This is a genomic window from [Brevibacterium] flavum, from assembly GCF_019317305.1.
Classification (GTDB): Bacteria; Actinomycetota; Actinomycetes; order Mycobacteriales; family Mycobacteriaceae; genus Corynebacterium; species Corynebacterium glutamicum.
This window is the reverse complement of the sequence record NZ_CP079240.1, coordinates 1012574-1026490: the sequence shown is the minus strand read 5'-3', so window position 1 is coordinate 1026490 and position 13917 is coordinate 1012574. Positions and strand designations below refer to the sequence as shown.

General features: G+C 56.5%; 10 protein-coding genes and 3 pseudogenes. 4 read left to right on the top strand and 9 right to left on the bottom strand.

Annotation, left to right across the window (positions count from 1 at the left end; all coding sequences use genetic code 11):
• Nucleotides 1-5: 5 nt before the first annotated feature.
• The 6 genes from KW808_RS04945 to cmtR form a co-directional block, all read right to left on the bottom strand.
• Entirely contained in the window at nt 6-944 is a 939-nt protein-coding gene (locus tag KW808_RS04945; protein ID WP_003861155.1) for a 4-(cytidine 5'-diphospho)-2-C-methyl-D-erythritol kinase, read from the bottom strand.
• Entirely contained in the window at nt 941-1822 is an 882-nt protein-coding gene (gene rsmA / locus KW808_RS04940) for a 16S rRNA (adenine(1518)-N(6)/adenine(1519)-N(6))-dimethyltransferase RsmA (RefSeq protein WP_003861157.1), read from the bottom strand. The genes KW808_RS04945 and rsmA overlap by 4 nt, the downstream gene beginning before the upstream one ends.
• A 36-nt stretch (nt 1823-1858) precedes the next feature.
• Nucleotides 1859-2983: a resuscitation-promoting factor Rpf2 gene (gene rpf2 / locus KW808_RS04935; protein WP_003861160.1), complete on the bottom strand. Its 1125-nt coding sequence runs from the start codon at nt 2981-2983 to the stop codon at nt 1859-1861.
• A gap of 170 nt (nt 2984-3153) precedes the next feature.
• On the bottom strand, nt 3154-3987 hold the full coding sequence (locus tag KW808_RS04930; RefSeq protein WP_034983633.1) for a TatD family hydrolase: 834 nt from the start codon (nt 3985-3987) through the stop codon (nt 3154-3156).
• Between the two features lie 540 nt (nt 3988-4527).
• On the bottom strand, nt 4528-5166 hold the full coding sequence (locus KW808_RS04925; RefSeq protein ID WP_196768777.1) for a cadmium resistance transporter: 639 nt from the start codon (nt 5164-5166) through the stop codon (nt 4528-4530).
• Nucleotides 5124-5483 carry a Cd(II)/Pb(II)-sensing metalloregulatory transcriptional regulator CmtR gene (gene cmtR / locus KW808_RS04920; RefSeq protein ID WP_011013963.1) on the bottom strand — a complete coding sequence of 120 codons (360 nt, stop codon included), beginning with the start codon at nt 5481-5483 and terminating at the stop codon, nt 5124-5126. The genes KW808_RS04925 and cmtR overlap by 43 nt, the downstream gene beginning before the upstream one ends.
• Here cmtR and KW808_RS04915 point away from each other — a divergent pair, their 5' ends adjacent.
• Nucleotides 5484-5627, top strand: a complete 144-nt coding sequence (locus KW808_RS04915) for a hypothetical protein (RefSeq protein ID WP_155268199.1) — start codon at nt 5484-5486, stop codon at nt 5625-5627.
• Nucleotides 5628-5759: 132 nt separating this feature from the next.
• On the opposite strand, the pseudogene KW808_RS04910 reads toward KW808_RS04915, so the two are convergent.
• Nucleotides 5760-6951: pseudogene (locus tag KW808_RS04910) on the bottom strand (IS3 family transposase).
• A 1055-nt stretch (nt 6952-8006) separates the two neighbouring features.
• Here KW808_RS04910 and KW808_RS04905 point away from each other — a divergent pair.
• Nucleotides 8007-9164: a DNA methyltransferase gene (locus KW808_RS04905; RefSeq protein ID WP_074495359.1), complete on the top strand. Its 1158-nt coding sequence runs from the start codon at nt 8007-8009 to the stop codon at nt 9162-9164.
• A 393-nt stretch (nt 9165-9557) separates the two neighbouring features.
• The gene (gene dld, locus KW808_RS04900) at nt 9558-11273 is read left to right on the top strand and encodes a D-lactate dehydrogenase (protein ID WP_034983630.1); all 1716 of its coding nucleotides are present in this window, start codon (nt 9558-9560) and stop codon (nt 11271-11273) included.
• A gap of 390 nt (nt 11274-11663) precedes the next feature.
• Here dld and KW808_RS04895 read toward each other — a convergent pair.
• Together KW808_RS04895 and KW808_RS04890 are read right to left on the bottom strand one after the other, a co-directional pair.
• A pseudogene (locus KW808_RS04895) lies at nt 11664-12005 on the bottom strand (transposase); the annotation flags it as partial.
• 40 nt (nt 12006-12045) lie between these two features.
• A pseudogene (locus KW808_RS04890) lies at nt 12046-13237 on the bottom strand (IS3 family transposase).
• On the opposite strand from KW808_RS04890, the gene KW808_RS04885 reads away from it, so the two are divergent.
• Nucleotides 13202-13915 carry an alpha/beta hydrolase gene (locus KW808_RS04885; protein WP_230622911.1) on the top strand — a complete coding sequence of 238 codons (714 nt, stop codon included), beginning with the start codon at nt 13202-13204 and terminating at the stop codon, nt 13913-13915. The pseudogene KW808_RS04890 and the gene KW808_RS04885 sit on opposite strands and share 36 nt — an antisense overlap.
• Nucleotides 13916-13917: the final 2 nt, after the last annotated feature.

The following is a 13917-nucleotide window of genomic DNA, read 5'->3' as shown; positions in this document are numbered from 1 at the left end:
TGTCTTTATTGTGAAACAGTCAAAATATGTGCGCCGCGCTGGTCGGCGGTTGAGGCCGCAGGGCCGGTGGCGGTGTAAGCAGCGTACACCTGGCCGGCGTCGATTAGCGCCTCTTTAACGTCTTGCGCTTTGTGCTCCGATTCGCACAAGAATACCGTGGTCGGGCCGGAGCCGGAGACGATTCCTGCATGCGCGCCGGAGCGGATGCCTTCTTGGAGGACGCTGCGCAGTTCAGGGCGCAAACTGAGTGCGGCGCTGGTCAGATCGTTGTGCAGCCACTGCCCCACCTCGGCGGTGTTGCCGGTGAGAAGTGCGGCGCTGAGGTCGCTGATATCCATATGCGATTCCGGATTCAGCTCATCATGCTTTTTGAATACCTCAGGCGTGGACAGTCCATGCGCCATCGCGGCCACCACCCAATGTAGCTTGCCGCGCGTCAACATATCTACCAGCTGCTCGCCGCGACCGGTACCGCGCATGGTGCCACCAAGCAGGCAAAACGGCACATCTGAGCCGAGCTCCGCAGCGACCTCCAGCAATGTGTCCTCGCCGAAAGGCCCAATCCAGGCATCCACCGCGCGCAGCGTCGCAGCCGCATCCGCAGAGCCGCCAGCCATGCCGCCAGCCACCGGAATCCCCTTGGCAATATGCAGCGAAACTGCAGGCAGCGGCGTCTTTTCCGCGCGCCGCTTAACCAACGCATCCACAGCGCGCCACGCAAGATTGCTGGCGTCCTCGGGCACGCCACGGGCACCGGTCACAGATAATTGCTTGACGACGCTCCCCTCCTCCACCAACTCCTCATCGAGGGTGGTTAAGGTGACGGTGTCAAACAGATCAATGGTTTGAAACACCGTCATGAGCTCGTGAAATCCATCGTCGCGAGCCGGTCCCACACCTAAATGCAGGTTGGTTTTCGCCCACGCTTTCGCGGTAATTTTCACTTCTCGTCCTTTTGCTGCAACACCCCAGCTAGGCGCACATAGTCAGTGACATCAAGCTTTTCGCCACGAAGCGTTGGATCAATATCAGCGGCCCGCAAAGCTTCCTCAGCTGCCTGGCCAGAACCGTAGTGTCCAGAAAGCGCAGCTCTTAGGGTTTTACGGCGCTGCAAGAAAGCAGCATCAATGATCGGCCACACCTTCTTACGCGTCTCATCGTCCTGCTTCCACGCGGTATCTTCGCGCACGATCTTCACCAAACCGGATTCGATCTTTGGAGCTGGCCAAAAGACATTCTTACCAATCGACCCGGCGCGAGTAACCGGACCGTAGAAGGACGCCTTCACGCTAGGCACACCATAAATCTTCGATCCTGGATCCGCAGCCAAACGATCAGCAACCTCTGCCTGCACCATGACAAGCACCTTATTGATGGTGGGAAACTCCTCCATCATGTGCAACAAGACAGGGACAGAGACGTTGTACGGCAAGTTAGCCACCAAGGCGGTGGGCTGGACTTCCATGTCAGATTGCTGCACCTTCAGGGCGTCTTTCAGCACGATGCTCAATTTGTGAGCAAGGGCCGGCGCGCGCCACTGAAAAGTCTCCGGCAATTCCGCAGCCAACCGGGGATCAATTTCCACCGCAGTTACTGAAGCAGCAGATTCCACCAGGGCAAGGGTCAGAGAGCCCAGACCAGGGCCAACTTCCACCACGTGATCGTCTGGGGTGAGCTCTGCGGCAGCAACAATGCGACGCACCGTGTTGGGATCGTGAACAAAGTTCTGCCCCAACTTCTTAGTTGGTGTGACGTCGAGCTTTTCTGCCAGCGCACGGATTTCTACCGGGCCGAGCAGCTGTGCACCTGAGGGTTCTTCCATAGCATCCCAATCTACCTATTGGATGCCAGATTTCTACTATCGGATGCCCAAGCTTGCGGTGCAAGCAGGCCATGCTCCCCAACCTTGTGCAGCCTGAACCTTTTCTGCGATGGAGATTTGCTGTTCACGGCTTGCACCGGAAGCGTCACCGGAGAAAGCTCCACCACCGTATGCGAGCCAGGTCTGTGGGTGGAACTGCAGGCCGCCGGAGAAGCCATTACCTGTGTTGATTGCCCAGTTTCCGCCGGATTCACACTGTGCCAGCTGATCCCACACGGAGTTTGCAGCAACAGTTTTGGTGCCACGGCTAATGGTTGCTGGCTTTGCTGCGGTGATTTCAACTTCATTGATCACCGTGGAAGATTCTTCCTGACCATTAACGGTTGTTACGGTGCGAGTAACTTCCTTGGTACCAGGGGTTCCTTCTTCAACAACGGTTTCATCGCCCGCTGGAGCTTCTGGATCATCCACGTAGGTTGGCTCAGCATCGAAAGACACAGTTTCAGTGATTTCGGTGTTGTCAACGCGATCGATCTGGATCGCAGCGTTGTTCTTCAGCTGCTGATCCAGAGGCACATTAATGCGGTCCTGAGCACCCAGCTCAATATCCCGCAGCTCTAGGGCTTCCTGTACGTTCTGAGCTGCCAAAGAAACGTAAGTGACCTTGCCACCATCATTGATGGAAATAATCTTCGGCTTGGTAACACTCACCTTCAAACCAGATTCTGGGATGGTCTCTGAAAGATCAGCGTCCACCGCATCAGCACCGGTAATGCCACCGACTTCCTGCAGGAGGTCCTCCACGGAAACCGCAGTGGTGGTCACGTTTTGGATTTGACCTTCCACCACGAGCGCCACCTGCTTGGCAGTACGAACAGTCACAGTGTCTTCATCACTGATGGATGAATCCAGTGAAGGGGAAACAATGTCCTGGTCACCAAGTTCCACACCAGCTTGCGCCAGCACACCTTCAACAGTGCCGGACATAGTCACTAGGGACATCTGCTCGCCGTTGACATCAACAATGATGTCCTTTTTGGTAGCTGCAGCGGTGACTCCGCCGATAAGCAAGGTGGCGAGCACGCCACCGGTAGCCAAACGCAACGGCACCGAGCGGGTGCTGTTGATCCGGTTGATCCGTGACTTCTGATGGGGCGCCATGTAAAACTTCTTCGCTCTCGGGGGAATTAACAATTAGTCACAATACGGTAACAAACTACCCCCGTCCATCACCAAAACGCCGTGGCGTGCAACTTCATAAACTTCAGTCACACCCACCACAACCCCCACAGCTGACCACGGCCAACAGATTAACTGTGAGCTACCTCACGTTATAGATTTGTGACCCCATAAACGCGATCAAAATTCCCATTCAAAGCCGCCGCAACATCCTCCACAGCCATCCCCCGAACCTCCGCGATACAGAGCGCCGTATGACCGATCAACGACGGCTCATTCCTACTCCCCCGAAATGGCTCCGGCGTCATATATGGCGCATCAGTTTCAATCAGAATTTGAGAAATCGGCGCAATACGAGCAGCCTCCCGCAACTCCTCATTACGCTTAAACGTCACATTGCCCGCAAAACTTAACACATATCCACGATCCAACGCTTCCTTCGCCACGTCCAACGGCGAAGAAAAACAATGCAGAATCGTATCTTTTGGAGGTGGAGCATCCGCCAACACTCGCATCAAATCAGCATCCGCCTCACGATTGTGAATCATCAACGGCTTATCCGCACTAATTGCCAAATCAATATGCCAGCGCAGCGCTTCCTCTTGCACATCCAACGCCGCAGTGTCCTCTGGATCGTGCTTGATCCAATACGAATCCAAACCAGTCTCACCAATGGCCACACAATTCGGATCCGCCGCCATCTGCGTCAGCCGCGCACGCGCAGCCCCATCCAACTGATCCGCCTTCGTCGGATGAATCGCACACGCAGCAAAAACGTTGCCAAACTGTTGCGCGGCCTCCAGCGCAAGCTCGGCCTCAGCCAAACCATCACCGACGGTACAAAGCTTTTCGACGCCCGCCTCCTTGGCCCTTTCCACCAACCCTGCAAGATCTCCTCCACACGATGCCAAATGTGTATGCGCATCAATGAGACCAGGGATAAATTGGGCAGGAACCGGAATGGGGCGAGGCTTCTTCTTAGACATAGGATTCACATTCTAGCCGTGGCTCAAAGATACTGAACTGAAAACTAAGAATCCTATCGGAGCGCAGCTACTGAATCAGTAGTCGAAATAAACAAGACCTGGCTCTTCTAGTTAAGATCCGTTTCGTTGGGCAACAAGAAGATGGCGTTGCAACTCGATAGTTTGTGACATAACTGCTTTGTGACATAACTGCATTTCACACGTGTTACATCAGCACTAAACCCAGCTTATCCGAAGTAAGGAAGTTTCATGCGAATAGTGATTGAGCTTGTACACCCAATGAAAAACAGACGGACCTGACCTTGCATTCACAGCACAGAACTTTGTAGATGCCACAGCATGGCATGCCCGTTCTCTGTCTTAATAGGGTTATTAGCTATTCCAATCGGGGATCAAAACTAATGGTTTGGTGCTTAATGAAACAGCGGAAATTGTGACTTGCAGCTTCGTTTGGCGGTTTTTCCGCGGCTTCGAATGGCGGTTCAGTCGACGCCGATGACAACACCTGGATAGGCCACCCGGGCGCTCGGGATGGGCTTATTAGAGGCCGAAGGCGCCGCCGCTGACGAGGATGAAGATGCCCAGGCCGATCAGGACGATCGGGAACAGCACGTGCTCCCAGCGCTCAAGGACTTCTGCGATGGGCGGGCGGGTGGCCACGAACTTTGCCAGCAGGACCAGGCCTGCCACCAGGACGAGGAAAACGATGCAGTAGATGATGACGGCGGCAGTGTCCACGTTGAGGAAGACCGGGACGTAGACGCCGATATTGTCGCCACCGTTGGCAAACGTCACACCGGCGACGGTCAGCACACCCACCTTTTTCCCGGCGATCTCCGCATCATCATCGTCGTCATCATCGCTTCGCCAGGCCTGCCAGGCCGCCCATAGTCCCAGGGCCAGGGGAATTAGTCCGAAGTACGGGATCGCCTCAGCAGGTAGGAATGCTCCTGCCCCCAGCGTGACCAGGACTGCGGCCGCGAGGATGCCCATGAAGCCGAGGTACTGACCAGCCAGAATCCGAAGCGTGGTCCCTTTTTGCCCCGCCCCGCGGGCAAAAAACAGCGAGAGCACGATGATGTCGTCGATATTGGTGGCGATAAACAGACCAATCGCCGACAGTAGACCGGTTACCACTACGCACTCTCCTGTCCAGTGACACACCCAGGTACGGCGCATCCGGCGTCGATGCATTCGGCGTTGTCATCGACGGCCAGGGTGATATCCAGCAACGCGTTCAACGCCTGCGCCAGATGAGCATCAACGATCTCGTAGCGGGTCTGTCGCCCCTGCGGTTCGGCGACAACAATTCCGCAGTCCCTCAGGCAGGCGAGATGGTTCGACACGTTCGAGCGCGTCAGTTCCAGATCCTGGGCGAGAGCGGCCGGGTAGGCCGGCCCCTCCAGCAGCGCCAGGAGAATGCGGGAACGAGTCGGATCCGCCATGGCCCGACCCAACCGGTTCATCACGTCTAGACGAGAAGCAATAGTCAGCATGTGCTGAACTATACAGCTGTTGCTGAACTAACTTCAACATGGGGTGGCGTCGTTGCCAGAGGTCGTCTGCACTTTCAGGCTGAGGCCTTCACTGCGCAGGAAGGAAGCGGCTGCCTAGTTGGCGGTGTTCCCGACGTGATTTAAAGGTGAGGGCTATTGCCGGCAGCTTCCGGCCTAGGCCAGCGGCCCACGTACCGATCAGGGTGTCCCACTTCCTAGGAAGTGGGACACCCTGCGCTCGTCAAGTTTTTGAGACAGCTTGATTGATTTTTCTTCTTACGCTGCTGCTAATCCATACTGCTGCTGATATGCGGTCAAAGCACTAGCCGGTGAGAGCCCCTGGTTATTGCTATGCGGGCGACGCCGGTTGTGACCTGCCCCTCGATGTACTCCATCACCGCGGTTCGGGCCGACAGGTGATTCTCAAAATCATAGTGGTGATACATTTCGGTCTTCAAATGTGAGAAAAAATTCTCCGCGACTTCCGTTATCCCAACACACCCCGGTCAATCCCATGGATTGGGTGATCTTGTTGCCGGCGCACCATGTCTGGAACTGCTCGGAGGTGTATTGCGATCCTCTATCGGAGTGAAAAATTGCGCCTTCAGGATGAAGACACCCATGATTACGTGCCATGGCCAGCGCGTTGATCACCAACGGTGTGCGCATAGTAGAATCCATAGACCACCCCACCACCATCCGCGTAGCCAAATCAATCACGGTAGCCACATACAGCCACCCGGAACCCGTCTTTAAGTACGTAATGTCACCAACGAGCCTGGTCCCAGGCACGGTAGCGGTAAAGTCTCGTTTCCCGTGGCTATCGAGCATATGATTTTTAATATGCTCGGTCCGGGCAGAAGGGTCACTGACCGTGGTGTTCTGCCAGGCCCGCATTCGTCTGGCACGCACTCCTCATTCGTTCATAATTGATCCCACAGTCCCAGTAGAAACTTTGACACCACGCTGGTTGAGCAACGTGGTCAGCTGATCCCTACCCGCCATCTGGTTGCTTTTTTCAAACTCCTGGGCAACCTCAGCCCTGAGTTCTGAATGCCTTATGGCTGTCGGAGTCAGACCCGCAGGCTTGGCCCACCGGTAATACAACGCCCTGGACACGCCCAACTTTGTGCACATCCATGTAATGGGAAACGACGCCTTCTCTTGCTCGATGAACGCTGAGAGATCCTCTACAGGTGCTTCGGCTTCCAAAGAAGGCGCTGGCTTTTCCCAAAAACTCGTTTTCCCGTTTCAACGCGGCGTTCTCAGCCTGCAGGGCCTTGTATTTCGCCCATTCGACTGGGCCTGGTTCATCCACACCGGCGTCTGGATGCTCGGACCTCCAGGTTCTTACCCACGCGCCCAGTGTTCCTTCTTTGATACCCAACTCGGTGGCCACTTCCTTGACCGAGCGCCCTGAGGAGACGACGAGTTGCACAGCTCCTGCTTTGAATTCTTCGGTGAAGATGACGTGCGATTCGACATGGAACTAACTCTCCTAGACCCTGTCTCAAATCACCATACGGGCGCACTACCTCATCCGAGCCACGGTGCAGCATTTAACGCCACGAAGAAATCGTGCGCTGAGGATCGACTAGAACGCTAGCCGCTCCAGTGAGGATCACGGGGACGATAATGAGGCCTCAGCCATCTTGATGGCTGAGGCCTCATTAATGCTTGCAGGTTATCTCGTTCTCACCCAGCATTCACTCCCCCGACCCTCCACGCTGGAGCTGAACTCATAAACTTCCTACATCACCCGACCAACACGAATCTGACAAGCCACACTTTAGCACTAAAACGTCATAACGTTATAGTGCTAAAACTTTTTGACGTCAAAAAATCATCACGTTTTAACGCTATAAGTTTTTTCATTAAATTACCTGATCACAGCGATCATAAGTGTTTTTAAAGAAGACTGGAATAGTTCCTCTACAAGGAGATAGATCCCTGACAGGTGAGTCTTTTACATAATGTGGTCGCACGTCAGAAATACAACGGTTTCCTGCGGTTTCATGCTCTTTAAGCCATTGAGAAAAGTGGGAAATGCCGTAAGAAATAGAGCGGTGCCCTAAGGCTGAATAACTCTAGGGCACTTAATAAGGTGCTGTTGCAAAGTTGAGTCTTGGGCCGGGGAAACCCCACCAGCGCCGCTCCATTGTTGAAGCGTTTGTCGATACCAATTCCGCCTCCAAGACTGAGGAAAGCACTATGTTCAATGTCCGCATGACCACCAGTGTGCATAGACGGTTGAAACTACAGGCATTTAAAGAACATCGCACGATGAAAGAAATCGTAGAGCAATCAGTAGTCAGATACCTTAACGAGTGCGAAGATTGATTTACAAATACACAAATATATGTGTATTTGTAAATCAAGAGAGAAATTCTTGTTAGTCCTAAACTGGCTAGATTAGTTGCATACAGGTTGAAGGATCACGTGGTGGAGTTCCGGACGGGACTTACGTCTGGAAGTAAGAAATAGCCCGGACGCGCTACGGATGATGACGAAGGAGCCCTATCCGTGTCGAGACTGACGGAACTGCTGCGACAGGTGCGCAAGGCGGACGCGCAACTTGGTACTGACCTGGAAGCCGAGGTCGCTGCGCTGACCAAGCGTCGCACCTTCGGGCTCGTCTTTGAGCAGCATCAGCCTGAGGCTGTCGAGCTGCCCGGCAGGGTCGTCCGTCGCGACGACAAGGTACGGGTGCTGCCTCCGCGAGGGGGGACAAAGGCAGGTGACCAACGGCTGTGGCGGACAACTCGGATCGAGTGCGTCGACGGACAGCGTGTGGCTCATCTCGCGGAGCTCGACGTCGAAGAACCCGAGACTCGGGCAGTGCTTGCCGACGACGTGGTGGTCGTCGCGGAGTTCCGGGATCGCATCTACCCCGGCCTGGTGGAGACAGGCAGGGTTGAGCGGGGCGGCGACAAGCCGTTCCACACGGTCGTCAACGCTGAGAACTACCACGCGCTGGAGATGCTGACCTATACGCACCGGCATTCCATCGACGCCATCTACATCGACCCGCCGTACAACACCGGGGCGAGGGACTGGAAGTACGACAACGATTACGTCGCGAGTGATGACGACTATCGACACTCGAAATGGCTGGCGTTCATGGAGCGACGGTTGAATATCTGTCGGGAGCTCATGCGTAGCGATGCTACTCTTGTGGCAACTATCGATGAGCATGAAGTAAACCGTTTGGGCGTGTTGCTAGATCAGCTCTTCCCGGAATCTACGCGGCAACTCGTCACAATTGTCAACAACCCTAAAGGCGTTACTCAGGGATATCTTTCGAGGGTCGAAGAGTATGCGTTCTTTGTATTTGGTCCTGACGCGCGAATCGGTTCGGTCGATGACGACCTTCTGACGCATCGAGACATGGCCGATGCTGAAGGGGAACTGCAGAGGCCTCGATGGAAGGGGCTCTTGCGGTCGGGCGACGACTCGCTTCGAGCTGACCGTAAAGATATGTTCTATCCGGTGTGGTTCGATGAGTCGACTGGGCGACTCAGCCACGCGGGCGAAGCATTGCCACTTGACGAAACTCCTGACTTCAGTCCGCAGGATGGCCTGACGCCGATCTGGCCTATTAGGCGGGACATGAAGGAGGGGCCTACCCGGGCAGCGCCACGCCGTTCGATCCTTGACTACGCGCTACACCCTCATCTGTGAAGAGCCACCAAACCTGGGACGGTTCAAGCGGCGCTAGGCGAGTCTGATTGCTGCGTCGATCTATGGGGTGAGGGCAGTGGCCGACATCGCGGTCCGAACTATCGCGGTCCGAACTATCGCGGTCCGAACCTACCGGAGTCCGAAAGTACCGCGGTCCGAAACTATCTGATGCGCATCTTGTACAATGAGGATGCGCGTATGCACATGCATACGCACACGCACACTCCTTGGACGCCGTAGCGAGCTTCCGGGCAGACGGTCGCAGACGTCGTCCCCCTGGCTCGTTTCCCCGCCCATCAAAAAATGAACGACCGCGGACTAGCTCGGATCAAGGCGACATCCCCTCAGCATCATGACGCGCTTGTGATGCAACTGAATATAGGAAGCTTAGAGATGACGCAACCAGGACAGACCACCACGACTTCGCACGAAGCGATCGATGCGTTCAAGAGAATCGTCGGCGACGAACATGTACTGACCTCTGAGCGTGCCACGATGCCATTCAGCAAAGGCTATCGATTCGGCGGAGGACCAGTCTTCGCCGTGGTGCGCCCCGGCACGCTGGTCGAGATGTGGCGGGCGCTGCAGGTATCCGTCGACAACAACCTCATCGTCATCCCGCAGGCATCGAACACGGGCCTGACTGGTGGATCCGGCCCCGGCTTCCAAGACTACGATCGCCCCATTGTGATCATCTCGACTCACCGCATCGATGAGGTGCACCTCATCAACGACGCGCGCGAGGCGATCTCGCTCGCGGGCACCCCGCTGACACACCTGACCGACGCGCTCGCCAAGCACCAGCGCGAGCCGCACTCGGTGATCGGGTCGACATCAATCGGCGCCTCGGTCATCGGCGGCATCGCGAACAACTCGGGTGGCAGCCAGATTCGCAAGGGTCCGGCATTCACGCGCGAAGCGATCTTCGCCCGCGTCAACGACGACGGCAAGGTCGAGCTGGTCAATCACCTGGGCATCTCGCTCGGAGACGACCCTGAGGTCGCACTCGACCGTCTACAGCGCGGCGAGTGGTCTCCCGAGGATGTCACCCCAGCTCCCGAAGACTCGAACGAGACCGAGTACGCCGAGCACTTGCGCAAGATCGTGCCTTCGCCTGCTCGCTACAATGCGAACCCCGAGTACCTGTTCGAGGCTTCCGGCTCGGCCGGCAAGCTGATGGTGTTCGCGGTGCGCACCCGCACCTTCCCTCGCGAAGTGCACCCGACCGTGTTTTACATCGGCACGAACAACACGCACGAGCTCGAAGAGATCCGTCGGTTGTTCCTCGAAGCCGACATGCCGCTGCCTATCTCTGGTGAGTACATGGGCCGCAGTGCCTTCGACTTGGCCAAGAAGTACGGCAAAGACACCTTCGTCTTCCTGAAGTTCATGAGTCCAGCGCTGCAGACGCGCATGTTCTCGTTCAAGACGTGGGCCAACGGCTTGTTCTCGAAGATTCCCGGCATTGGTCCGACCTTCGCCGACACGGTATCGCAAGCCATGTTCAGCGTGCTGCCCAACCAGCTGCCCAAGCGCATGATGGAGTACCGCAACCGTTTCGAGCATCACCTGCTGCTCACCGTCAGCGAGTCGCAGAAGGCCGCGAGCGAGAAGATGCTCAAGGAGTTCTTCGCAGAGCCCGAGCACACTGGTGAGTTCTTCATCTGCAAGTCTGATGAAGAAAAGAGCGCGTCGCTCAACCGGTTCGGCGCGGCCAGTGCCGCCACTCGCTACGCCGCGTTGAAGCGCCGGCACATCGCAGGGCTCATCCCCATCGATGTGGCCCTGCGTCGCGACGATTGGAACTGGCTCGAGGTGCTGCCGGAGGAGATCGACGACCAGCTTGAGGTCAAGGCGTATTACGGGCACTTCTTCTGCCATGTGATGCACCAGGACTATGTCGCCAAGCAGGGCGTGGATCCCGAGGCGCTGCACGACCGCATCCAGCACCTGCTGGAGGAGCGCGGCGCGAAGCTGCCCGCCGAGCACAACTACGGTCGCATCTACAAGCTGCCGGAGTCCATGGAAGAGCACTTCAAGGAGCTCGATCCGACGAATACGTTCAACGCCGGTATCGGCGGCACGTCGCCGCACAAGGACTGGGCCTAAGTCCCCAAGGTAGCGCGACGCCGTGAGAGCCTGAGCGATGTCTTATCCATCTCGGGTGGACCTAGGGCTCGACTCCCTAGGTCCACCGGGACGGATGAGTCGAGACATCGGTCAGAGGCTGGGCAGGCCATAGAATCGCGTGGCGGCGAGGGCCGCGCCCGGTCCGAGAACGGATCATCGCCTCACGCCGTCAGCTGACCCGCGACGGCCGGCACACCGGCGAAATCCTCGCCACCGGCGACATCGACGAGCCCGGAGGCTATTGCTGAAACACATTGCCTGAACATATTGGTGGAGCTGAAGGTGTGTAGGTTCAGGACATCGTTCATAGGTGAGTCGGGACATCGTTCATAGTGGTCCGTGACGATGAGGGATGTCTAAAGTGGCTCTTCACAGATGAGGGTGTAGTTGAGGTCTGAATCCGCCGGACTCGAGCAGGGATCTGGCGATGTAGTTGGTCAGGTTGCGGAAGCCCAGGGCCGAGCCGCGCAGGTGCTCCAGGCGTCCGTTGATCGCCTCTGTGGGGCCATTGCTGGTGCCAGGCCGCTCGAAGTAGGCCAGCACGTCGGTGGCGCGAGCCTTCAGGGTCCGACCGAGCTTGCGCAACTCGTCCAGCCCGGCGGGGACGTCTTGGCTGACGGCGTCGATGAGCGCCTCCATCGCCGCGCAGCCGAGGGATCGGTCCTTCTCGCGGTAGGCCGCGATCATCCGCTGGTAGATCCCCCAGGTTGCGCTCGTCAAGTTTTTGAGACAGCTTGATTGATTTTTCTTCTTACGCTGCTGCTAATCCATACTGCTGCTGATATGCGGTCAAAGCACTAGCCGGTGAGAGCCCCTGGTTATTGCTATGCGGGCGACGCCGGTTGTGACCTGCCCCTCGATGTACTCCATCACCGCGGTTCGGGCCGACAGGTGATTCTCAAAATCATAGTGGTGATACATTTCGGTCTTCAAATGTGAGAAAAAATTCTCCGCGACTTCCGTTATCCCAACACACCCCGGTCAATCCCATGGATTGGGTGATCTTGTTGCCGGCGCACCATGTCTGGAACTGCTCGGAGGTGTATTGCGATCCTCTATCGGAGTGAAAAATTGCGCCTTCAGGATGAAGACACCCATGATTACGTGCCATGGCCAGCGCGTTGATCACCAACGGTGTGCGCATAGTAGAATCCATAGACCACCCCACCACCATCCGCGTAGCCAAATCAATCACGGTAGCCACATACAGCCACCCGGAACCCGTCTTTAAGTACGTAATGTCACCAACGAGCCTGGTCCCAGGCACGGTAGCGGTAAAGTCTCGTTTCCCGTGGCTATCGAGCATATGATTTTTAATATGCTCGGTCCGGGCAGAAGGGTCACTGACCGTGGTGTTCTGCCAGGCCCGCATTCGTCTGGCACGCACTCCTCATTCGTTCATAATTGATCCCACAGTCCCAGTAGAAACTTTGACACCACGCTGGTTGAGCAACGTGGTCAGCTGATCCCTACCCGCCATCTGGTTGCTTTTTTCAAACTCCTGGGCAACCTCAGCCCTGAGTTCTGAATGCCTTATGGCTGTCGGAGTCAGACCCGCAGGCTTGGCCCACCGGTAATACAACGCCCTGGACACGCCCAACTTTGTGCACATCCATGTAATGGGAAACGACGCCTTCTCTTGCTCGATGAACGCTGAGAGATCCTCTACAGGTGCTTCGGCTTCCAAAGAAGGCGCTGGCTTTTCCCAAAAACTCGTTTTCCCGTTTCAACGCGGCGTTCTCAGCCTGCAGGGCCTTGTATTTCGCCCATTCGACTGGGCCTGGTTCATCCACACCGGCGTCTGGATGCTCGGACCTCCAGGTTCTTACCCACGCGCCCAGTGTTCCTTCTTTGATACCCAACTCGGTGGCCACTTCCTTGACCGAGCGCCCTGAGGAGACGACGAGTTGCACAGCTCCTGCTTTGAATTCTTCGGTGAAGATGACGTGCGATTCGACATGGAACTAACTCTCCTAGACCCTGTCTCAAATCACCATACGGGCGCAGGGCATATCGCTGCCATGGCAGCCTTGCTGGGCAACCTCAAGCACACTGACCTAGAAGAGCTCCCCACCAATTACCAGGGGGTGTCCTCCCATGTCCGCTGCGTTATGGAAGGCTACGGACCTACCCAGATCGAAAAGCTCTTACCTGCATACACACAGGTCAACACAGCCGGGAATAATCCAGCGACGACGCCTGAGCAAGATCTCCTCGGCGGAGCTGCAACCTCGCCGGAAAACTACGACCACCAGCTGCAGTACGCAGTCGACGCCAGTCCGGTGCATCAGAATGCGGCACAGGCACCGCACTTCCTGATCATGCACGGCACTGGTGACCGGATGGTCCCTCCGGAGCAATCGGCTGCGCTGCACACCCATCTTGTGCAGGCTGGTCGGCAGTCCACCCTGGTACTCATTGAGGGCTTTGGCCACGGTTTCCTCAATCCCGGGGAAGTCGCGGAGCTGGGGCCAAACGTTCGACTAGACAATGGTCGGCTCGAGCGGGAGCCTCAGACAAATTTCAGCGCGCAGCAGAGTCCGGGAAACCCCTTTGAACTACAGGGACTTGCCGCCGACCATGAGATGATCAAGCGCTTTTTCACCCTGCACCTTCGCTAAGA

What these genes read in the sequence shown, in the direction of transcription:
- cmtR (WP_011013963.1), bottom strand. Translation starts at nt 5,483, where the DNA reads ATGCTGACTATTGCTTCTCGTCTAGACGTGATGAACCGGTTGGGTCGG.
- KW808_RS04925 (WP_196768777.1), bottom strand. Translation starts at nt 5,166, where the DNA reads ATGCGCCGTACCTGGGTGTGTCACTGGACAGGAGAGTGCGTAGTGGTA.
- KW808_RS04930 (WP_034983633.1), bottom strand. Translation starts at nt 3,987, where the DNA reads ATGTCTAAGAAGAAGCCTCGCCCCATTCCGGTTCCTGCCCAATTTATC.
- dld (WP_034983630.1), top strand. Translation starts at nt 9,558, where the DNA reads ATGACGCAACCAGGACAGACCACCACGACTTCGCACGAAGCGATCGAT.
- rpf2 (WP_003861160.1), bottom strand. Translation starts at nt 2,983, where the DNA reads ATGGCGCCCCATCAGAAGTCACGGATCAACCGGATCAACAGCACCCGC.
- rsmA (WP_003861157.1), bottom strand. Translation starts at nt 1,822, where the DNA reads ATGGAAGAACCCTCAGGTGCACAGCTGCTCGGCCCGGTAGAAATCCGT.